Source organism: Clavibacter phaseoli (assembly GCF_021922925.1).
GTDB lineage: Bacteria > Actinomycetota > Actinomycetes > Actinomycetales > Microbacteriaceae > Clavibacter > Clavibacter phaseoli.
Genome location: NZ_CP040786.1, coordinates 1,051,350 through 1,071,493 on the forward strand (window position 1 = coordinate 1,051,350; position 20,144 = coordinate 1,071,493).

Here is a 20,144-nt window from a genome sequence, read left to right on the forward strand (position 1 = left end):
TCGGGCACGCCGACGCGAGGCGGGACGGCGCCGATGTATCTCGACGTCGAGATGAATCTACCATCGCGTCGCCGGGCCGGTCGCCGCGGCGCGCGGTCATCGCCGCGCCGTCGACGCCGGTGGGATGGAGAGGAGCGGCGGCTCAGCCGGCGGCCGGTGCCGCCGGGTCCTTGGCGTAGACGGCCCGGACGAACAGCCACGACAGGACGAGGAGCACGCCGTAGAGGGGCGTGCCCATCACCAGGCGCGCGACGCCGAGCGCGTCGATGGAGTCGGAGAGGTAGAGCGGGAGCTGCACGGCGAGACGCAGGGCGAAGAAGCCCACCCACACGAGCGTGAGGAGGCGGAGGGCCCTGGCCTTCCTGCGGTCCTGCCGCCACGCCGTGCCGTCTCCCATGAGGAAGCCGACGGCGACCCCGACGAGCGGCCAGCCGACCACGACGGAGACCAGGAGCACCGCGAAGTACGCGCCGTTCGTCCAGAGGCCGAGCGCGTAGAAGTCGCGCCCCTCCCCCGAGCGGAGCGCCAGGAGCGCGGAGATGACGATGCCGACGAGCCCACCCACCGCGGGGGCGACGGCCGAGCGCTGCACGAGCCGGGCCACGACCGCGACGACCGCGACGACGACCGGCACGGCGACCGAGAGCACGATGTCGCGGGTGATCGTGAAGGCGACGAGGAAGAGGAGCCCGGGCACGATCGCCTCGAGGACGCCCCGGATCCCGCCCATCGCGGCGAGGAGCGTCGCGGCGGTCATGGTCTCGCCGCGCGCGGCCCGCCCGAGGCCCGCGCGCTCCGCGGCCTGCGCCATGCTCGCGCCGAGGGCCTCACCGGGTGCGGGCGCGGATGCGCGCGACGCGTCGTCGGGCTCGGACGGCCCGTCGGCATGGTCGGGACGTCGGGGATCCCGCTCGAGCGGACCCTCGCCCGACACGCTCAGGCGCCCAGCGCGGGGGCCGGGCTCTCGCCGGCCGGAGCCGCGCCCGGGGTGGTGCCGACCTGAGCGGCGGGCATCTTGAGCGGGATGAGGTCGCGCGGGGGCATGGGCGAGGATCCGCGCACCACGACGACGCTGCGGAAGAGGTCCTCGACGGCGGCGGCGGCCTCGGGATCGGTCACGGCGCGTCCGGTGATGACGCCGCGCAGGAACCAGCGCGGGCCGTCCACGCCGATGAAGCGGGCCTCGCGCGTGCTGGCCGCCGGCTGGCCGGGCTGCTGCACGACCGGGATGACGGCGTGGAGCTCGGGACCGAAGGGTCCGTCCGCGAGGCGCGTCGTGCCGCCCTGCCGCTGGATCTGCTCCCCGATCGTCGTGCGGATCTCGTGCCACAGCCCGCTCGAGCGCGGCGCGGCGAACGGCTGCACCTGGAGGCTGGACTCGGCGAAGTCGAGGCCGATCGCGACGACCTGCTGCGTGCCCTCGGCGACCTCGAGGCGAAGGTGGAGGCCCTCGCGCGGCAGGATCTTGATCCCGCCGAGGTCGACGTACGGTCGGACGGGGTTCGCCTCGGTCTCGTCGAGCGGCCCCTCGTCGGCCCGGTCGTCGGGCGCGGACTTGGCGTCCAGGGCGTGCTCGGCGTCGTCCGCGAGGGCGGCGTCGTCCGGCTGGTTCGCGTTCTCGTCGGTCATGTTCGGTCTCCTGGGTCTCGGACGGGGAGGGCGCCGGTGCCCGTGGAGCCGAAGCCCCCCGTGCCGCGGTGGCTCCCGGGCAGCTTCTCGACGGGCACGAAGCGCACCCGGCTGACCGGCATGACGACGACCTGCGCGATGCGGTCGCCGACCGCGACATCGTACGCGGCCTCGGTGTCGGTGTTGAGGAGGGTGACGCGGATCTCGCCGCGGTACCCCGCGTCGACGGTGCCGGGCGCGTTGACGATCGTGATGCCGTGGCGCGCGGCGAGGCCGCTGCGGGGGAGGACGAAGGCGGCGTACCCGTCCGGGAGGGCGATCGACACGCCCGTGCCGACGGTGGCCCGCTGGCCGGGCTCGAGGCGCAGGGACTCCGCGCTCACGAGGTCCGCGCCGGCGTCGCCGGGATGCGCGTAGGCCGGGATCGGGGCGTCGCCCGCGATGAGGACGTCGACGGGATCGGGCACGGTCCGAGGCTAGTGCAGGAATCTGATGCAATAGGCGCATGCCCGCATCCCCCTACAGCGAGCGGCTGTGGCCTGCTCCCTGGCTCTTCGTCGCCACCGCCCTCGTCATGCCCGCGAGCCTGCTCGTGTTCCTCCCCATCAGCGTCGTCGCCGGGGTGGTCGTCGCGATCGTGCTGTACGCGGGCGTCGTCGCCACGCTCGTGCTCACCAGCCCGGTCATCGAGGTGGTGGACGGGCGGCTGCGGGCCGGTCGCGCGTCCATCGACGTCGACCAGCTCGGCGGGCCAGAGGCATTCCGAGGCGCTCAGGCGACGGCCGAGCGCGGCACGCGGCTGCACGCGCGGGCGTACCTCGTCATCCGCGGATGGGTGGACCCGGTGGTCAAGGTGCCGCTCCTGGACGCGGCGGATCCCGCTCCCTACTGGTTGCTGTCCACGCGCACCCCGGAACGACTGATCGCCGCGATCCGGGGATCGCGGCGATCATGACGTTCGGTCAGGCGCGGGGCCTGTAGGGGCTGTCGCCCGGCGTCGCACTAGGCGGCGCACTCCTGGCAGATGGGTCCGAGCTTCTCCTGGTGGTCGATCTGCGAGCGGTGCTTCACGAGGAAGCAGCTCACGCAGGTGAACTCGTCCGCCTGGGGCGGGAGCACCACCGTCTCGAGCTCGAGGTCGGAGAGGTCGGCTCCGGCGAGGTCGAAGCTCCCGGGGTTGTCGGCATCGTCGACGTCCACGACCCCGGACATGCGGTCCGGGACGCGCTCCTTCAGAGCCTCGATCGAGTCGGAGTCGTCCTCCGTCTTGCGCGGGGCGTCGTAATCAGTTGCCATTCCTGTCCACTTCTCGAATAACCGCCGAACGGAATCGGCGGGCACAGTTTGCATGAATCGCATCCGGATAGCAAACCGTCCGGAGGCCCCTGTCGGGGGCCCTGATCGGCGGTTTGGATGCGGGGAGCCGGCCCGTCCCCGGGCCGCGGATGCGGACTCACACGGTACACCGTTCGCGCACAAACAACCTGCGTCCGGGGGCCGTGATCCCGCCCTCCGGCGCTCTCGTCGGACTCAAGTCGCGGCGCGCCACGCGTATTCCCCGGAAGAGGGGCCGACTCGTGCGATCGTGAATCGTCCAGTGAGCGCGAGAGGCGTGGAACACATGCAGGATCTGAAGATCGTCGGAGTCGAGGACGGCGCCCTCGTCGTCGAGACCGCGGGCGGTGACCGGCATCGCCTCGTGATGGACGACGCGTTCCGCTCCGCGCTGCGTCGGCAGTCCGCCGACGGCGGCCCGACGCGGAAGGCGGCGCCGCGCATCATCCAGTCGTTCATCCGCCAGGGCATGAGCGCCGAGGACGTCGCCCGGGAGACCGGCGCGTCCGTGGAGTACGTCCGCAAGTTCGAGGGGCCCGTCGTCGCCGAGCGCGAGCACGTCGTGCGCAGCGCGATGAAGGTGCCCGTGCACACGGCCATCGAGGTCGATCCGATGGGCCAGGGCACGCTCTTCGGAGAGGTCATCGAGGAGCGCCTCGAGTCGCTCGGCGCCCAGGACGTGCGCTGGAGCAGCTGGAAGGAGCAGCTCGGCGGATGGGTCGTGAAGGTCGCCTTCACGAGCGAGGAGATCGACCACGACGCGCGCTGGTCCTACGACGCGAAGAAGCACGCCCTCTCCCCCGCCAACAACGAGGCGATCACCCTCTCGCAGCAGGGCGAGATCCGCGGCGCCCTCATCCCCCGCCTCCGCGCGCTGCCGCCCGAGGCGCAGGACACGCACCAGGAGGACGGCGTCACGCGCTTCGACAGCGGTGCCTTCCGCCTGCCCGAGCCGACCGCGTCCAGCACGCAGGACACCGCTCCCCAGCCGTGGGAGGCGCCCCGCCGCGACGAGGGAGCCGCCGTCTCGCACCTCGGACGACAGGGCAACCACCCCGCGGGCACGCAGCAGCCGGCGCGCGTCGCGCAGGTCGAGCTGAACGAGACCGCCGACCTGCTGGAGGCGCTCCGGCGCCGCCGCGGCGAGCGGGAGTCCGTGCCGCGCGAGGACGAGGGCGACGAGGTCGCGGACGACGCGCCCGCGCCCGCCGCCCGGCGCGACGAGCCGCTGTCCCGCCCGCGCGGCGGTCAGCGCTCGGTGCCGCCGCTGCGGTCCGCGGTGATCCCCGGCATCGGCCGCATCGACACCGGGCGCGACCGCCCGCGCGACGACGCCGAGGACGAGGGCCTGCGCACGCCCGGCTCCGGCGAGACCCGCGGCTCCGGCAAGCCGTCCGGTCGACGCGGACGCACGGCGATGCCGAGCTGGGACGAGATCGTCTTCGGCGCCCGCAGCGACGACGACCACCTGGCCTGATCCCTCCCGTCGTCCGGCCGGGTCGCCTTGAGGCGGACCCGGCCGTCGACGTCGCGGCGCTCAGCCGCGCGCGAACGCGCCGGCGCGGATGAGGGGGACGAGGCGCTCCTCGTCCGAGAACGACCCGTGCTGGCCGACCATGCGGCGGGCGCCCTGGTCGCGCGGGCGTCCGTCGTAGTAGGCGATGAGCGAGCGCGTCGCGACGACGACGTCGCCGATGCGCGCCGCCACGCCGGCCCGGACGGGTCCGTACCAGTCGGCGGCGATCGCCTCGGCGCGCGTCGCCACGTGGGCGCGCGTCCCCTCGGACGAGCGCCAGGCGTCGGCGAGGGCGTCGGCGTCGACGCCCGGCTCGAGGTGCAGGTGCAGGCAGCGCGGCTCGCCCGCGACGTGGCGGACGCCCGCGACCAGCTCCGGGACGCGGTCGAACAGGACCTGGGATGCGGCGGGCACGTCGACGATGCCGTGATCGGCCGTGATCAGCGCGCCCTCGCGCGGGCCGAGGCGGTCGAGGAACGGCCCTGCCGCCTGGTCGAGCTCCTCGAGGGCACGGAGCCAGCGATCCGACTCCCAGCCGTGCGCGTGGGCGGTCTGGTCGAGCTCGGGGACGTAGAGGTAGACGAGGGCGCGCGGCTGCCGGTCCATGAGGGCGCGGGTGGTCGCGAACCGCTCCGCGATCGACTCGGCCGCGACGAAGGTCGCCCCGCGCAGCGCCGCCCGGGAGAACCCCGAGCCGGAGTAGCGGGCCGAGCCGACGACGAACGCGGGCACGCCCGCGGCGACCGCCCGCTCGAACGCGGTCGGCACCGGCTGCCACTCCTCCGGGACGCTCTGCGCATCCCACCCGGACAGCAGCTTGAGGACGCGGTCGTGCGCGGGATCCAGCGCGCTGTAGCCGACGAGGCCGTGCTCCCCGGCCCGCACGCCGGTGGTGAGCGAGGTGATGCTGGCGGCCGTCGTGGTGGGGAAGCCTACGTCCACGACGTCCTTCTTCCGCCAGCCCTGCACCAGGTGGCGCGCGTGCCCGGCGCGGGCGCGGAGGGCGGCGGAGCCGAGCCCGTCCACGAGGACGACGACGGCCCGGTCGACGGGCGGGAGGCCGGCCTCCGACTCCTCCCCCGCGAGGGCGGCGAGGCAGCCCGGCATGACCGCGGTGAGGCTCGTCCGGCTGGATCCGGGCGCCGGTAGCATGGGGGCCATCCGGCCCAGTCTGCCACAGCAGCCCGGCGCGCTCCCGCGTGACGACGCCGATCCGGCCGCGCGCCGATCCCGACCCAGAGAGTCCATGAGTCCCTCCACCACGAACACCACGCCCGACGAGCCCGCCGAGCGGATCGAGGACGTCGACGTCTCCACCGAGATGGAGAACTCGTTCCTCGAGTACGCGTACTCGGTCATCTACTCCCGGGCCCTGCCCGACGCGCGCGACGGCCTCAAGCCCGTGCAGCGCCGCATCCTCTACCAGATGAGCGAGATGGGCCTCCGTCCCGACCGCGGGCACGTGAAGTCCGCGCGCGTCACGGGCGAGGTGATGGGCAAGCTGCACCCGCACGGCGACTCCGCCATCTACGACGCGATGGTGCGCATGGCGCAGCCGTTCACGCTGCGGGTGCCGCTCATCGACGGGCACGGCAACTTCGGGTCGCTCGACGACGGCCCCGCGGCGCCCCGCTACACGGAGGCCCGGCTCGCCGCCTCCGCGCTCGCGATGGTCGAGGGCCTCGACGAGGACGTCGTCGACTTCGTCCCGAACTACGACAACGCGTTCATGCAGCCGGCCGTGCTCCCCGCGGCGTTCCCGAACCTGCTGGTCAACGGTGCGAGCGGGATCGCGGTCGGCATGGCGACGAACATGGTGCCGCACAACCTCATCGAGGTCGTGGGCGCCGCGCGCCACCTCATCGACCACCCGGACGCCACGCTCGACGACCTCATGGCCTTCGTGCCCGGGCCCGACCTGCCCACGGGCGGCACGATCATCGGGCTCGCGGGCGTGAAGGACGCGTACCTCACGGGTCGCGGCAGCTTCAAGACGCGCGCGCGCGTCTCCGTCGAGAGCCTCACCCCGCGGAAGTCGGGGCTGGTCGTGACCGAGCTGCCGTACCTCGTCGGCCCCGAGAAGGTCATCGAGAAGATCAAGGACGGCGTCCAGAACAAGAAGCTGTCCGGCATCACCAACGTCACCGACCTCACCGACCGCACCCACGGCCTGCGGCTCGTCATCGAGATCAAGACGGGCTTCAACCCGGAGGCGGTGCTCGAGCAGCTGTACCGCTACACGCCGCTCGAGGACGGCTTCAGCATCAACAACGTGGCGCTCGTCGACGGCAGCCCGCAGACGCTCGGGCTGAAGGAGCTGCTGCAGGTCTACGTGGCGCACCGGCTCGACGTGGTCACGCGGCGCACGCGCTACCGGCTCGCCCGCCGGCAGGAGCGGCTGCACCTCGTGCTCGGCCTCCTCATCGCGATCCTCGACATCGACGAGGTGATCCAGGTCATCCGGGGCAGCGACGACACCGAGCAGGCGCGTGCCCGCCTCATGGACGTGTTCGACCTCTCGACGCTGCAGGCCGACTACATCCTGGAGCTCCGCCTCCGCCGGCTCACGCGGTTCAGCCGCATCGAGCTGGAGGAGGAGCGCGACCGGCTCCAGGCCGAGATCGCGGAGCTCGAGGCGATCCTCGCCGATCCCCGCCGGCTCCGCGCCCTCGTCTCGACCGAGCTGCAGGAGGTGGCCGACCGCTTCGGCACGCCGCGCCGCACCCTGCTCACCGAGGCCGCGCCGAGCGTCGCCGGGGCGTCGAGCCGCCGCGCCGCGCCCGTGCTCGAGATCGCCGACGTGCCCTGCCGGGTGCTCCTCTCGACGACGGGCCGCGCGGTCCGCGTCGACCTGCCGACGGACGCGCCGGGCACGCCCCTGCAGACGGTCCGCCGCAGCTCCCACGACGCCGTCCTCACGGCCATCGAGACCACGAGCCGCACGCGCATCGGCGCGATCACGAACACCGGCCGGCTCATCACCATGACGCCCGTCGACCTGCCCGTGGTCCCCGTCGCGAGCGTGCAGCTGGGAGCAGGCGTCCGGATCCGCGACTACCTGGGTCTCGCCGACAAGAAGGAGCGCGTCGTCGCGCTCGTGGCGCTCGGCACCGAGGAGGCGATCGCCCTGGGCACGCGCCAGGGCGTCGTCAAGCGCATCGCCCCGTCCGCCCTGCCCGCGAAGCCCGAGTTCGAGGTCATCGCGCTCAAGAAGGGCGACGAGGTCGTCGGCGCGCGTCAGGGGGCGGAGACCGACGAGCTCGTCTTCGTCACCAGCGAGGCGCAGCTGCTGCACTTCCCCGCGGTGTCGGTGCGGCCGCAGGGCATCCAGGCGGGTGGCGTGGCCGGCGTCAATCTCGCGGCCGGCGCGCGCGTGCTGTTCTTCTCGTCCGTCGCGCCCGAGGGCGCCCAGGTCGTGACGATCTCGGCGTCCTCCGCCACCATCGCCGGGGTGGATCCCGGCCGCGCCAAGGTGAGCGCGTTCGGCGACTTCCCGCGCAAGGGCCGCGCCACGGGCGGGGTGCGCGCGCACGCCTACCTCAAGGGCGAGGACCACCTCGCGCTGGCCTGGGTGGGCCCCGGGCCCGCTCTCGCGGTCGGGCCCGCCGGCGAGGTGCGGCAGCTGCCGCCCACCGGCATGAAGCGCGACGGATCGGGCATCCCGCTCGAGAAGGCGATCGGGAGCGTCGGCCAGGCGGTCACCCCCGCCGAGGCACCCGACGCCGCGTCGGGCGCGGCCGCGGGCGTCGTCGAGTCCCCCGCGGAGGACGGCTCGGCTCCGCTCGAGACGTAGGCGCGTCGGCGCCACGCACGCGGACGGCCGCGGACCCTCGTGGTCCGCGGCCGTCCGCGCGTCCGGCTCGGGGCCCGCGCGTCACACGTCGATGCGGTCCCGCACGGATCCGGCGCCGTCGATGATGAACTCCTTGCGGGGCGCGACGTCGTTGCCCATCAGCAGCTCGAACATGCGCGTGGCGGCCTCGGCGTCGTCGACGCGCACGCGCCGCAGCGTGCGGTTCCGGCGGTCCATGGTGGTCGTCGCCAGCTGGTCGGCGTCCATCTCCCCCAGGCCCTTGTATCGCTGGATGGGGTCCTGGTACCGCTTGCCCTGCCGCTTCGCCTGGGCGAGCACGGCGGCGAGCTCCCGCTCCGAGTAGGTGTAGATCACGTCGTTGGGCTTCGAGCCCGGGTTCATGACCACGACGCGGTGCAGCGGCGGCACCGCGGCGAACACCCGGCCCTCGTCGATCATCGGCCGCATGTAGCGGAAGAAGAGCGTGAGCAGCAGCGTGCGGATGTGGGCGCCGTCGACGTCGGCGTCGCTCATGATGATGATCTTCCCGTAGCGCGCGGCCGACAGGTCGAACGTGCGGCCGGATCCCGCGCCGAGCACCTGGATGATCGAGGCGCACTCCGTGTTGGAGAGCATGTCGGGCAGCGACGCCTTCTGCACGTTGAGGATCTTGCCGCGGATGGGCAGCAGGGCCTGGTACTCGCTGTCCCGCGCGAGCTTCGCCGTGCCGAGGGCCGAGTCGCCCTCGACGATGAACAGCTCGCTGTTCGCGACGTCGTTCGACCGGCAGTCCACGAGCTTCGCGGGCAGCGACGAGCTCTCGAGCGCGTTCTTCCGCCGCTGCGTCTCCTTGTGGGTGCGCGCGGAGATGCGCGACTTCATCTCGCCCACGACCTTCTCGAGGAGCACGGCGGTCTGCGCCTTGTCCTCACGGCGCGGGGACGCGAAGCGCTCCGCCATGGCCTTCTGCACGACCTGCGACACGATCGCGCGGACAGCCGGCGTGCCGAGCACTTCCTTGGTCTGCCCCTCGAACTGCGGCTCGGGGAAGCGGACCGTGAGCACGGCGGTGAGGCCCGCGAGCACGTCGTCCTTCTCGAGCTTGTCGGTGCCGACCTTGAGCTTGCGCGCGTTGGCCTCGACCTGCGCCCGCACGAACTTGAGGAGGCCCGCCTCGAAGCCGGCCTGGTGGGTGCCGCCCTTGGGCGTGGAGATGATGTTGACGAACGACTTGAACCGGGTGTCGTAGCCCGTGCCCCAGCGGAGGGCGATGTCGACGGCGCACTCGCGCGTGAGCTCGGTCGGCACCATGGCGCCGCCGTCGGTGAGGACGGGCACCGTCTCGGTGAAGGTGCCGGATCCCTCGAGCCGCCACGTGTCGGTGAGCGGCGCGTCGACGGCCAGGTGGTCCACGAACTCGGCGATGCCGCCGTCGAACCGGAAGGACTCGCGCGCGGGCTGCTCGCCGCGCAGGTCCTCGATGTCGATGCGGAGCCCGGGCACGAGGAAGGCGGTCTGGCGCGCGCGGCCGAGCAGCTCCTCGGTGAGGAAGGACGCGCCGCGGGTGAAGATCTGCCGGTCGGCCCAGTAGCGGATCCGCGTTCCGGTGACGCCCTTGCGCACCTTGCCGACGACCCGCAGCTCGCTCCCGGACGTGAACGGGCGGAACGGCGCGTCGGGGCTCGCCTCGCCCTGGTCCTCGAAGATGCCCGGCTCTCCGCGCCGGAAGGACATGGCATGCGTCTTGCCGCCGCGGTCGACCTCGACGTCGAGGCGCTCCGAGAGGGCGTTGACGACGGACGCGCCCACGCCGTGCAGGCCGCCGGAGGAGGCGTACGAGCCGGATCCGAACTTGCCGCCGGCGTGCAGCTTCGTGAAGACGACCTCGACGCCGGAGAGGCCCGTCTTGGGCTCGATGTCGACCGGGACGCCCCGCGCGGTGTCGCGCACCTCGACGCTGCCGTCCGGGTGGAGCCGCACGTCGATCAGGTCGCCGTGCCCGCCGAGCGCCTCGTCGACGCTGTTGTCGATGATCTCCCAGAGGCAGTGCATGAGGCCGCGCGAGTCGGTGGATCCGATGTACATGCCGGGCCGCTTGCGCACCGCCTCGAGACCCTCGAGGACGGAGAGGTGACGGGCGGAATAATCGGATGCTGCCACGTGCTGTCCTCCATGTACGTCCGGCATTCGCCGGACGCGAGCCGTCCACGATCTTAACCGCCGCCCGCCGCCTCCCCCTCCGAAACGCCCTCCGCCGCCCCGCGCCATACGCGCAGAGCGAAACGGGCGCCCGCGGTCGGGCAGTCTCCCGGGAGCACGTGGTCTACTTGATCCATTCGGCTCGACCCAGACCCGACCCGGAGGGGAGCATCACATGACACCGACCGCGACCGAGCGTCCCGTGGACGAGCTCGACAACCACCAGCTCACCGCCAACGACCGCTGCGACAGCTGCGGCGCCCAGGCCTACATCCGCGTCGAGGTGAACAGCAGCGAGCTCCTCTTCTGCGCCCACCACGGCAAGAAGTACCAGGAGAAGCTGTCGGCCATCGCCACGAGCTGGCACGACGAGTCGAGCCGCCTGCTCGACGAGCGCGCCTAGGACGACCCGCCCCGGCTCCGGCCGGCGCGTGGAGAAGGGCGCATCCCCGGCGGGGATGCGCCCTTCGTCATGTCCTCCGGCCCGCTCGCGAGCGGACGGCGATCAGTAGTGCGCGGGTCGGGCCACGACGGTGGCGCGCGCCTCGCGCGCCCAGCCGTCGAGCCGGTCGAGCGTCCCGGAGATGTCGGCGGGCAGCTCCCGGCCGTGCCGCGCCAGGGCGGCGGACAGCAGCTCGTCCGCGAGCCTCGGGTTGAGCGCCAGGACGGGGCCGCCGAGGTGCGTTCCGATCGACGCTCCGACGCGCACGCCCTCGCCGCCGCCCTGGCCGGCGTTGCCGAAGCCCGCGCGCACCGTGCCGAGCGGATCGTGGTCGCCGATGTCGAGGGTGGATCCGTGGTTCTCGTAGCCGACGACCTCGCCGTCTGCCGTGTCGAGCACGAGGTCGCCCACGCGCCGCTCGGTCGTGAGGGTGGTGCGAACGGGCAGCACGCCGGCGCCCACGAGCTCGCCGCCGTCGGTGAGGCGGACGGACTCCCCCAGGAGCTGGAGGCCGCCCCCCACCGCGAGGATCGGCACGCCGGCCTCCCGGAGGGCGACGAGGCGCGGGGCGTGCGCGACGAGGTCGGGCAGGACCGCGCGTTGCGCCGTGAGCGGGCCGGACCCCACGACGACCAGGTCGGCGTCGCCCGGATCCCCGCCGCCCGGCGCGTGCCGGACGACCTCCGAGCCGATCCCGCGGATGCGCGCGCGCTCGACGAGCACCGTCACGTTCCCGCGGTCGCCGTTGATGCCGAGCTCATCGGGGTAGAGGTGCAGGATGCGCAGGGCGTGGCTCACGCGGGTCCTCCCTCGAGGTCCGTGTACCCGAGGATGCGGCGGATCGCCATCATCTGCTCGTAGTTGACGATCATGGTCTTCACGCCGCGGGACGGCTTCTCCATCGCGAGGAACGCCTGGACGGCGCGGCGCAGGTCGGGCTCGACCCGGCCGACCTCGAGGCCCTCGTAGCCGAAGCGCACCGCCAGCTGGTAGCCCTTGGTGCCCGAGACGACGTCGGCGTGCGTGAGCGCGGAGAGGTCGGTGTCGTAGATCCACGACGGGTCGGGGGTCCCGTCGTCGACGGCGAGCAGCACCTGCTCGGGCGGGTCGCCGAGCGCGTCCAGGTTCATCTGCAGGCTCGCCGGGTTCTTCATCATGATGATCTCGATGTCCTCGTCACCCGCGCGCAGCATCTCGCCGCGCCCGTAGACGGCGGCGACGGAGCCCAGGCCCTCGGCCGCGCGGGCCGGGTCGAACAGGTCGCCGAGCACGCGGCGCGCCGTGGCGAGCGCTCCCGCGGCGTCGACCGCGTAGTGCAGGCCGCGCGAGGGCAGCGTCACCGGGAGGTCGCCGGACGCCAGTCGGAACACCGCGTCGCGACCCGAGAGGGCCACGGCCTCGACGCCCGCGTCGACGTGCACCGGGTCGGGGTCCTCGGATCCGAAGCGGGGGGCGGACGCCAGCCCGTGCTTGCTGTCGCCGAGGAGCTCCTCGGACACGCCGAACCAGTCGACGGCCGCGCGGCCGGCCCGCGCCGTGTGCGCGGCGATGGCGTTGACGTGCGCGTCGTCGCGGTTGGCGACCACCGCCTCGGTCGCCGTCGCGGCGATGCGATCGAGCATGCCGACCACGCGGTCGGGCTCGTGGAACCGGTTGAGCTGGTCGATCTGGATGTTGAGGAGCAGCACCGTGCGGGGCGTGAGCAGAGCGGAGAGCGCGACGCCGTAGGCCTCGTCGATCTCGAGGACCGCGACGTCGGCGTCCAGGCGCCCGGAGGCGTCGGCGTCCGCGAGGACGGCGGACGCGATGCCCTGCGGCAGGTTCCCGCCGGACGGGTTCGTGAAGACGCGGAGCCCGTGCGCGCGGAGCACGGCGGTGAGCATGTGGGTGGTCGTCGACTTGCCGTTCGAGCCGGTGACGGCGACCACGCCGTGCGGCAGGTCGGCGATCGTCCGCTCGAGGAAGCGGGGCTCGAGCCGGAGGGCGACGACGCCGGGCACGGCGGAACCGCCGCCGCGGAGACGGGCGGCCCAGCGGGCGGCCCGTCCCGCGGCGACGGCGAGGCGCAGCGGCACGGCCTACTCGAGGTAGTCGCGCAGCGACTGCGAGCGCGACGGGTGGCGGAGCTTGGCCATGGTCTTCGACTCGATCTGGCGGATCCGCTCGCGCGTGACGCCGAACGTGTCGCCGATCTGGTCGAGCGTCTTCGGCATGCCGTCGCCGAGGCCGAAGCGCATGCGGATCACGCCGGCCTCGCGCTCGGAGAGCGAGTCGAGGAGCGACTCCAGCTGCTTCTGCAGCATGGTGAAGCCCACCGCGTCGGCCGGGACGACCGCCTCGGTGTCCTCGATGAGGTCGCCGAACTCGCTGTCGCCGTCCTCGCCGAGCGGCGTGTGGAGGGAGATGGGCTCGCGGCCGTACTTCTGGACCTCGATGACCTTCTCGGGCGTCATGTCGAGCTCGCGCGAGAGCTCCTCGGGCGTGGGCTCGCGGCCCAGGTCCTGCAGCATCTGGCGCTGCACGCGAGCGAGCTTGTTGATGACCTCGACCATGTGCACCGGGATGCGGATGGTGCGGGCCTGGTCGGCCATGGCGCGCGTGATGGCCTGGCGGATCCACCACGTGGCGTACGTGGAGAACTTGAAGCCCTTGGTGTAGTCGAACTTCTCCACGGCGCGGATGAGGCCGAGGTTGCCCTCCTGGATGAGGTCGAGGAACTGCATCCCGCGACCCGTGTAGCGCTTCGCGAGGCTGACCACGAGGCGGAGGTTCGCGCCCAGCAGGTGGCTCTTCGCGCGCTGGCCGTCGCGCGCGACCCAGCGGAGCTCCCGCTCCAGCTCGCGCGAGATGCCCGGCGTGTTCGCCAGCTTGTCCTCGGCGAACAGGCCCGCCTCGATGCGCATGGCGAGCTCGACCTCCTCGGCGGCGTTGAGCAGCGCGACCTTGCCGATCTGCTTGAGGTAGTCCTTGACGGGGTCGGCCGTGGCGCCGGTGATGGTCGTCGAGTAGACGGGGACGTCCTCGTCCTCCTCCTTGTTCGACAGCACCATGGCGCCGGTGGGGAGGGGCTCGAGCACGACCGGCGGCTTGGCGGCGCCGTCCTCGACGACCTCGTCGTCCGAGTCGTCCTCGACGGCGGGGACGACCACGTCCTCGGCGTCGTCGTCCGACGGCTCGCCGGCGTCGGACGCGGAGGTCTTCTTCGCGGCGGTCTTGCGCGGCGCCTTGGCGGGCGCGGCGTCGCCGGACGCGGCCGCGGCCTTCTTGGCGGCTGCGGCCTTCGCCCGGGCGGTGGGGGCCTTCGCGGGAGCCGCGGGGGCGTCCTCCTCGGCGGTGGCCGCGGCCGCGGCTGCCTTGGCGGCGGCGGCCTTCGTCGGGGCCTTGGCGGTCGTGGTGGTCTTCGGCGCCGCGGTCTTCCTGGCGGGGGCGCGCTTCGCGGGTGCCTTCGCCTCACCCGTCGCGGCGTCGGCGGCCGTGCCGGTCGCGTCCAGGGTGGCGGACGGGGTGGAGGGGGTGGCCATGCGAACACCTTTCGTCCCCACGACGACCGGTCGCGCGCTCCGCGGTGACGCTGCGGGGTGACCTGCCGGAGGTGGGTCGGGGTTGTTTTCGGACATTGCTAGGACCCATGTCAAGTCCGCTGATCGTGCACCACCGAGGTGATGCGAGATGCAGGACATGAACGGGTCCGTACCTCATTATTGCACGGATGGGCGCGGGGGCGAGCCAATCCCACCCGTGTGCGGGCCGGCGTCATGCGCGGCGTCGGCGTCGCCTGTCGAGGTAGGCAACCCAGAGGGGCCCCACCCGTATTCCCTCGTCGGCCAGCAGGCGCCTGGTCCGTCGCCGGGTCCGGACCAGCATCAGCGCCCCGAAGCCGACCACGAGGTACTGCACGGCGAAGGCGACGCGGAACGAGTCGAAGGCGTAGAGGTCGCTCGGCGCCCCTCCCGCGACCCGGATCCCGTCCTGGATGTCGAGGGCGATCCCGATGAGCAGCATCATGGTGAAGCTCGCGGTGAACCCGGCGACGTTCACGATGCCGGACGCCGCGCCGAGGCTCCGGGGCGGGTTGAAGGTGCGCGCGAAGTCGAGCCCGACCTGCGAGCCGGGTCCGCCGATCCCGATCGCGACAACCACGAGCAGCACGACGGCGAGCGGCGGCACGCCCGGCCACAGGAGCAAGACCGCCCAGGCGACGCCCATCATCGCGACGACGCCGAGGACGAGGTTGGAGCGACGGAAGGGGAAGCGCCCGGTGAGGATGCCGATCACGGGCCCCACCACCATCCCGGACGCCACGATCACGATGAGGAGCCCGGACGCGAGCGCCGGACTGTAGCCCAGGCCGTCCACGAGGAACGGGAATCCCCAGAGCAGGCTGAACACCACGCCCGAGGACTGCGTGACGAAGTGCGACCAGAAGCCGAGCTGCGTCCCGGGGTGACGCAGGCTCCTGCCGAGCTCCCGCATCGAGTCGCCCCACGGCACCCGCGGAGGCGGCGCATCCCCGGAGGGCCGGTCGCGCACGGCGACGAGGACCGCGATGAACGCGACGACCGCCACGGACGCCGAGCCCAGGAACGCGGGCGTCCACCCCGCCGTGTGCAGCACGAGCGAGAGCGGGACCGCCGAGAGGACCTGCCCGAGCTGGCCCACGTTGGCGAACCACTGCGACAGCACCGGCACGCGGGGACCGGAGAACCAGGAGTTGATGAGGCGGAGGCCCGACACGAACGTCATCGCGTCACCGGCTCCGACCAGCATGCGTCCCGGGATCGCGACCTCGAGCGACGTGGAGAGCGCCAGGGTGACCTGCCCGGCCACCATCAGGAGCGCGCCGGTCGCGAGCAGCGCGCGCGGCCCGATCCGGTCGATCAGCACGCCGACCGGGATCTGCAGCGCCGCGTAGACGACGAGCTGCGTGACGGCGAGGGTCGAGAGCAGCGACGCCGAGACGTGGAACCGCTCCCCCGCCTCGACCGAGGCGATGCCCAGCGACCCACGCTGGAGCACGGAGGAGAGGTAGGCGACCATCGCGACGCCGAGGACGATGCGGGCGCGGCGGGTGCTCATCGGCACGAGGATACCGGCGCCGCGTCAGGGCAGACGACAGCGCGGAGCGTGCGCGCGCGGATCAGCTCCGGCGCGTCAGGCGGCGTCGCCGTCGCCGGGGCGACGACGAGCGAGGAACTTCTCCAGCTCCGCGGCGATCTCGTCCGCCGTCGGCAGGGCGCCGTCCTCGTCGGTGAGCGGCGACTTGAGGGGCGTGTCCTCCATGTAGCTGTCGTAGCGCTCCTCGAGCGTCGTGACGAGGCGCGCCAGCTCCTGGTTGCCCGCGACCTGCTCGTCGATGCGGCCCACGAAGTCGCGGCCCTCCTCGCGCAGCCGGTCGGTGGGGAAGATCAGTCCCGTGGCGGCGCTGATGCTCTCCAGCGCGGCGACCGCGGCGAGGGGGAACTCCGTGTCCGCGAGGTAGTGCGGGACGAGGAGCACGAAGCCCGCGACAGGGTGGCCCGCGTCGTGCAGGCGGTGCTCCACCAGGTGCAGCGCGTTGGCGGGGACCTGGGTGTGCGGCTTCCACACGCTGAGCGCCTCGATGAGCTCGGTGCGGTTGCCGCTCACGGTGACGTTGATGTCGCGCGTGTGCGGCACCGGCATGGGGATGGCGTGCACCCACGTGGTCGTCGACACGCGGTAGCGGTCGACGATCCCGAGGACGGCCGCCGTGAACGCCTCCCAGCGGAAGTCGGGCTCGAACCCGGTGAGGAGAAGGAACGGCTGCCCGATCTCGTCATGCGCCAGGTACAGGGCGAGCCGGGCCGGACGGTAGTCGGCGAGGTGGTCCTGGTCGAAGTAGATGGTGGGACGCCGGGCGCGGTAGTCGAGCAGCGTGTCGGTGTCGAAGCGCAGCACGTCGCGGTGGCTGAGGGTGCTCAGCAGGTACTCGCTGACCTGCGACACGCCGGATCCCGCGTCGGAGAACCCGGTGAGCCCGGCGACCAGGGGCAGGCCGGTCGGGACCTCGCCGATGTCGGTGTCGATCTCGTACAGTCCGTCCGCATCTGCCATGGATCCACTCTAAGCCGCGCCTCCGACGGCCCCTCCCCGGCGGGGCGTCGTGCGTGCCGCCGAGAGCGAACACGGTCGGCGCGGGCTCCGGGACGCGCCCCTCCGCCCGCGTGTCGGGGTCCCGCGCCCCGACCGGGGACGCCTGCGCGCGTGGGTAGGCTCGTCGCCCATGACCCTCCCCCAGCTCTCCGTGTCCTCCGACCGCGCCGTCGACGTGGAGGCCGACGCGCTCGTCGTCGCCGTCTCCAGCGGGAAGGAGGGGATCCGGGTGCACGCGCCCGAGGGCCTCGAGCTCGACGTGGACGGCCTGTCCGCGATCGGCGTCACAGGAGGCCGCGACGAGGTCGTCCGCGTCGCCGGGACGGGCACCGCCGCCCGCACCGTCGCGCTGGTGGGCGTGGGCTCGGGGCCCCTGGACGCCGTCGCGCTCCGCTACGCCGTCGGCAGCGCGACCCGGCAGCTCCGCGGCGTGGAGCGGGTGGCCGTCGCGGTCCCCGTGACCTCGCTCGTCGAGCTCACCGCCGTGCTCGAGGGCGCTGCCCTCGGGGTCTACTCCTTCGACTCCTACCGCAGGGACTCGCTCGCCGGCCAGAAGCCGCGCGCGTCGTCCGTCACCGTCATCGCCCAGGGGGACTCCTGGACCGCCGAGGACGCCGACGAGGCCGTGGCGCGCGCCGTCGCGGTCGCGGGCGCCGTGGCGGGCACCAGGGACCTCGTCAACACCCCGCCCCTCGACCTCTACCCCGCCACGTTCGTCGACGCCGTGCGGGTGCGCACGAGCGGGCTGCCCGTGGACGTCCGCGTGTGGGACGAGGAGGCGCTCGCGGCCGACGGCTTCGGCGGGATCCTCGGCGTCGGCCAGGGCTCGACGCGCCCGCCCCGCCTCGTGAAGGTCGCCTACTCCCCCGCCGGCGCTACGCGGCACCTCGCGCTCGTGGGCAAGGGCATCACCTACGACACCGGCGGCATCTCCCTGAAGCCGGCGGTGCCGATGATCGGCATGAAGTACGACATGACCGGCGCCGCCACGATCCTCGAGGTCGTGGTCGCCGCGGCGCGGCTCGAGCTGCCCGTCCGCCTCACGGCGTGGCTGTGCATCGCCGAGAACATGCCCTCCGGCTCCGCCATCCGCCCGGACGACGTGCTGCGCATGCGCGGGGGCACGACGGTTGAGGTCCTGAACACGGACGCCGAGGGGCGCCTCGTGATGGCGGACGGCATCGTCGCCGCGAGCGAGGAGCACCCGGACGCCATCGTCGACATCGCGACGCTGACGGGTGCGCAGGTCGTGGCGCTCGGCGAGCGGTACTCCGCCGTCATGGGCGAGGACGCGCTCGTCGCCCGCCTGCTCGAGGCGGCCCGCGAGCAGGGCGAGAGCATGTGGGGCATGCCGCTCCCCGAGGAGATGCGCGCGCTCCTCAACTCCGACATCGCGGACATCGCCAACGTCAAGCCCGGCAACCCCGCCGGCGGCATGCTCGTCGCGGGCGTGTTCCTCAAGGAGTTCGTCGGTCGGACGGGCGACGCCGACGACGCTCCCCGGATCCCGTGGGCGCACATCGACATCGCGGGCCCGTCGCACAACAAGGGCGGCGGTCACGGCTTCACGGGGAAGGGCCCGACGGGCGTCGCGGTCCGCACGCTCCTGGCCCTGGCCGCCGGGTTTTCGCGGGCGTAGTAGGCTCGGAGAGGCCTCCTGAGGGGGTCCCGCGCCTGCCCGGTCGGGCGGTCGCATGAGACGACCTTGATGCATACGAGGGAGATCCTGGGTGTCGGAACAGAACTTTGACGTGGTGGTGCTCGGCGGCGGGAGCGGCGGCTACGCGGCAGCGCTCCGTGCGGTGCAGCTGGGCAAGACCGTGGGCCTCGTGGAGAAGGGCAAGCTGGGCGGCACGTGCCTGCACCGCGGCTGCATCCCGACCAAGGCCCTCCTGCACTCGGCCGAGGTGGCCGACGTCTCGCGGGAGTCGGAGAAGTACGGCGTCAACGTCACGTTCGACGGGGTCGACATCGCCCGCGTCAACGCGTACCGCGAGGCCATCGTCGCCAGCAAGTACAAGGGCCTCCAGGGCCTCATCAAGGCCCGCGGCATCACCGTCATCGAGGGCGAGGGCCGCCTGGCCTCCGGCACGACCGTGCAGGTCGGCGATCGGACCATCACCGGGAAGAGCGTCGTCCTCGCGACCGGCTCCTACTCCCGGACGCTCCCCGGCCTCGAGATCGGCGGCCGCGTCATCACGAGCGAGCAGGCGCTCGAGCTCGACTACATCCCCAAGAAGGTCGCGATCCTCGGCGGCGGCGTCATCGGCGTCGAGTTCGCCTCCGTCTGGCGCTCCTTCGGCGTCGACGTGCAGATCATCGAGGCCCTCCCCCACCTCGTCCCCAACGAGGAGGAGTCGATCAGCAAGCAGTTCGAGCGCGCCTTCCGCAAGCGCGGCATCGCGTTCTCGCTCGGCGTGCGCTTCAAGTCGGTCACGCAGGACGACCAGGGCGTCCAGGTCGCCCTCGAGGACGGGACCACCTACGACGCCGACCTCCTGCTCGTCGCCGTGGGCCGTGGCCCGGCGACCCAGGGCCTCGGCTTCGAGGAGGCGGGCGTCAAGACCGACCGCGGCTTCGTGCTGACCGACGAGCGGCTCCAGACCAGCGTCCCCGGCGTCTACGCCGTCGGAGACATCGTCCCCGGCCTGCAGCTCGCGCACCGCGGGTTCCAGCAGGGCATCTTCGTGGCGGAGGAGATCGCGGGCAACAAGCCCGTGGTCGTCGAGGACATCAACATCCCCAAGGTCACGTACTCCGACCCCGAGGTCGCGAGCGTCGGCTACAGCGAGGCTAAGGCCGCCGAGAAGTTCGGCGCCGACAAGGTCTCGAGCTACGAGTACAACCTCGGCGGCAACGGCAAGAGCTCCATCCTCGGCACGGCCGGTTCCATCAAGGTGGTCCGCGTGCAGGACGGTCCCGTGGTCGGCATCCACATGATCGGCGCCCGCGTCGGCGAGCTCATCGGCGAGGGCCAGCTCATCGTGAACTGGGAGGCCTACCCCGAGGACGTCGCCAGCCTGGTGCACGCCCACCCCACTCAGAACGAGGCGCTCGGCGAGGCCCACCTGGCACTCGCCGGGACCCCTCTGCACGCCCTGTAGCACCCCGCCAACACC

17 protein-coding genes are annotated in these 20,144 nt (G+C 72.8%); 6 read left to right on the forward strand and 11 right to left on the reverse strand.

The window, feature by feature from the left end; genetic code table 11:
- Window positions 1-142: 142 nt before the first annotated feature.
- The 3 genes from FGI33_RS04895 to dut are packed head-to-tail and all read right to left on the reverse strand — an operon-like array spanning window position 143 to window position 2,096.
- Window positions 143-934, reverse strand: a complete 792-nt coding sequence (locus tag FGI33_RS04895; RefSeq protein ID WP_237582340.1) for a DUF3159 domain-containing protein — start codon at window positions 932-934, stop codon at window positions 143-145.
- A 2-nt stretch (window positions 935-936) separates the two neighbouring features.
- On the reverse strand, window positions 937-1,629 hold the full coding sequence (locus FGI33_RS04900; RefSeq protein ID WP_119435294.1) for a DUF3710 domain-containing protein: 693 nt from the start codon (window positions 1,627-1,629) through the stop codon (window positions 937-939).
- A complete protein-coding gene (dut, locus tag FGI33_RS04905; protein WP_119401168.1) occupies window positions 1,626-2,096 on the reverse strand; it encodes a dUTP diphosphatase in 471 nt (156 codons plus the stop codon). The genes FGI33_RS04900 and dut overlap by 4 nt, the downstream gene beginning before the upstream one ends.
- Window positions 2,097-2,134: 38 nt before the next feature.
- Between dut and FGI33_RS04910 the strand changes: the two genes are divergently transcribed.
- A complete protein-coding gene (locus FGI33_RS04910; RefSeq protein ID WP_119435295.1) occupies window positions 2,135-2,584 on the forward strand; it encodes a DUF3093 domain-containing protein in 450 nt (149 codons plus the stop codon).
- A gap of 47 nt (window positions 2,585-2,631) precedes the next feature.
- On the opposite strand, the gene FGI33_RS04915 is transcribed toward FGI33_RS04910, so the two are convergent.
- A complete protein-coding gene (locus FGI33_RS04915; protein WP_012038342.1) occupies window positions 2,632-2,925 on the reverse strand; it encodes a DUF4193 domain-containing protein in 294 nt (97 codons plus the stop codon).
- 325 nt (window positions 2,926-3,250) lie between these two features.
- Between FGI33_RS04915 and sepH the strand changes: the two genes are divergently transcribed.
- Window positions 3,251-4,441: a septation protein SepH gene (gene sepH, locus FGI33_RS04920; protein WP_237582341.1), complete on the forward strand. Its 1,191-nt coding sequence runs from the start codon at window positions 3,251-3,253 to the stop codon at window positions 4,439-4,441.
- A gap of 60 nt (window positions 4,442-4,501) precedes the next feature.
- Here sepH and FGI33_RS04925 read toward each other — a convergent pair whose 3' ends face one another.
- Entirely contained in the window at window positions 4,502-5,641 is a 1,140-nt protein-coding gene (locus tag FGI33_RS04925) for an alkaline phosphatase family protein (RefSeq protein WP_119433914.1), read from the reverse strand.
- An 85-nt stretch (window positions 5,642-5,726) separates the two neighbouring features.
- Here FGI33_RS04925 and FGI33_RS04930 point away from each other — a divergent pair, with 85 nt between their 5' ends.
- A complete protein-coding gene (locus tag FGI33_RS04930; RefSeq protein ID WP_119433913.1) occupies window positions 5,727-8,273 on the forward strand; it encodes a DNA gyrase/topoisomerase IV subunit A in 2,547 nt (848 codons plus the stop codon).
- Window positions 8,274-8,354: 81 nt separating this feature from the next.
- Here FGI33_RS04930 and FGI33_RS04935 read toward each other — a convergent pair whose 3' ends face one another.
- Complete coding sequence (locus tag FGI33_RS04935; protein ID WP_119433912.1) at window positions 8,355-10,433, reverse strand: DNA gyrase/topoisomerase IV subunit B; 2,079 nt, start codon at window positions 10,431-10,433, stop codon at window positions 8,355-8,357.
- 214 nt (window positions 10,434-10,647) lie between these two features.
- On the opposite strand from FGI33_RS04935, the gene FGI33_RS04940 reads away from it, so the two are divergent.
- A complete protein-coding gene (locus tag FGI33_RS04940; protein WP_012038337.1) occupies window positions 10,648-10,875 on the forward strand; it encodes a DUF7455 domain-containing protein in 228 nt (75 codons plus the stop codon).
- A 102-nt stretch (window positions 10,876-10,977) separates the two neighbouring features.
- On the opposite strand, the gene FGI33_RS04945 is transcribed toward FGI33_RS04940, so the two are convergent.
- The 5 genes from FGI33_RS04945 to FGI33_RS04965 all read right to left on the reverse strand — a co-directional run bounded on the left by FGI33_RS04945 (window position 10,978) and on the right by FGI33_RS04965 (window position 16,986).
- Entirely contained in the window at window positions 10,978-11,712 is a 735-nt protein-coding gene (locus FGI33_RS04945) for a type 1 glutamine amidotransferase (protein WP_119433911.1), read from the reverse strand.
- On the reverse strand, window positions 11,709-12,989 hold the full coding sequence (locus tag FGI33_RS04950; RefSeq protein WP_119433910.1) for a Mur ligase family protein: 1,281 nt from the start codon (window positions 12,987-12,989) through the stop codon (window positions 11,709-11,711). The genes FGI33_RS04945 and FGI33_RS04950 overlap by 4 nt, the downstream gene beginning before the upstream one ends.
- A 3-nt stretch (window positions 12,990-12,992) precedes the next feature.
- Window positions 12,993-14,435, reverse strand: coding sequence for an RNA polymerase sigma factor (locus FGI33_RS04955; RefSeq protein ID WP_119433909.1), 1,443 nt, complete (start codon window positions 14,433-14,435; stop codon window positions 12,993-12,995).
- Between the two features lie 232 nt (window positions 14,436-14,667).
- Complete coding sequence (locus tag FGI33_RS04960; protein ID WP_119433908.1) at window positions 14,668-15,990, reverse strand: MFS transporter; 1,323 nt, start codon at window positions 15,988-15,990, stop codon at window positions 14,668-14,670.
- A gap of 75 nt (window positions 15,991-16,065) precedes the next feature.
- Window positions 16,066-16,986, reverse strand: coding sequence for a proteasome assembly chaperone family protein (locus FGI33_RS04965; protein ID WP_119401158.1), 921 nt, complete (start codon window positions 16,984-16,986; stop codon window positions 16,066-16,068).
- Between the two features lie 169 nt (window positions 16,987-17,155).
- Here FGI33_RS04965 and FGI33_RS04970 point away from each other — a divergent pair, with 169 nt between their 5' ends.
- Together FGI33_RS04970 and lpdA are read left to right on the forward strand one after the other, a co-directional pair.
- A complete protein-coding gene (locus FGI33_RS04970; protein WP_119433907.1) occupies window positions 17,156-18,664 on the forward strand; it encodes a leucyl aminopeptidase in 1,509 nt (502 codons plus the stop codon).
- Between the two features lie 91 nt (window positions 18,665-18,755).
- Entirely contained in the window at window positions 18,756-20,129 is a 1,374-nt protein-coding gene (gene lpdA / locus FGI33_RS04975; RefSeq protein WP_119433906.1) for a dihydrolipoyl dehydrogenase, read from the forward strand.
- Window positions 20,130-20,144: the final 15 nt, after the last annotated feature.

What these genes read in the sequence shown, in the direction of transcription:
- FGI33_RS04970 (WP_119433907.1), top strand. Translation starts at nt 17,156, where the DNA reads ATGACCCTCCCCCAGCTCTCCGTGTCCTCCGACCGCGCCGTCGACGTG.
- FGI33_RS04930 (WP_119433913.1), top strand. Translation starts at nt 5,727, where the DNA reads ATGAGTCCCTCCACCACGAACACCACGCCCGACGAGCCCGCCGAGCGG.
- FGI33_RS04925 (WP_119433914.1), bottom strand. Translation starts at nt 5,641, where the DNA reads ATGGCCCCCATGCTACCGGCGCCCGGATCCAGCCGGACGAGCCTCACC.
- FGI33_RS04915 (WP_012038342.1), bottom strand. Translation starts at nt 2,925, where the DNA reads ATGGCAACTGATTACGACGCCCCGCGCAAGACGGAGGACGACTCCGAC.
- FGI33_RS04955 (WP_119433909.1), bottom strand. Translation starts at nt 14,435, where the DNA reads ATGGCCACCCCCTCCACCCCGTCCGCCACCCTGGACGCGACCGGCACG.
- FGI33_RS04900 (WP_119435294.1), bottom strand. Translation starts at nt 1,629, where the DNA reads ATGACCGACGAGAACGCGAACCAGCCGGACGACGCCGCCCTCGCGGAC.
- sepH (WP_237582341.1), top strand. Translation starts at nt 3,251, where the DNA reads ATGCAGGATCTGAAGATCGTCGGAGTCGAGGACGGCGCCCTCGTCGTC.
- FGI33_RS04940 (WP_012038337.1), top strand. Translation starts at nt 10,648, where the DNA reads ATGACACCGACCGCGACCGAGCGTCCCGTGGACGAGCTCGACAACCAC.
- FGI33_RS04910 (WP_119435295.1), top strand. Translation starts at nt 2,135, where the DNA reads ATGCCCGCATCCCCCTACAGCGAGCGGCTGTGGCCTGCTCCCTGGCTC.
- FGI33_RS04965 (WP_119401158.1), bottom strand. Translation starts at nt 16,986, where the DNA reads ATGGCAGATGCGGACGGACTGTACGAGATCGACACCGACATCGGCGAG.
- FGI33_RS04960 (WP_119433908.1), bottom strand. Translation starts at nt 15,990, where the DNA reads ATGAGCACCCGCCGCGCCCGCATCGTCCTCGGCGTCGCGATGGTCGCC.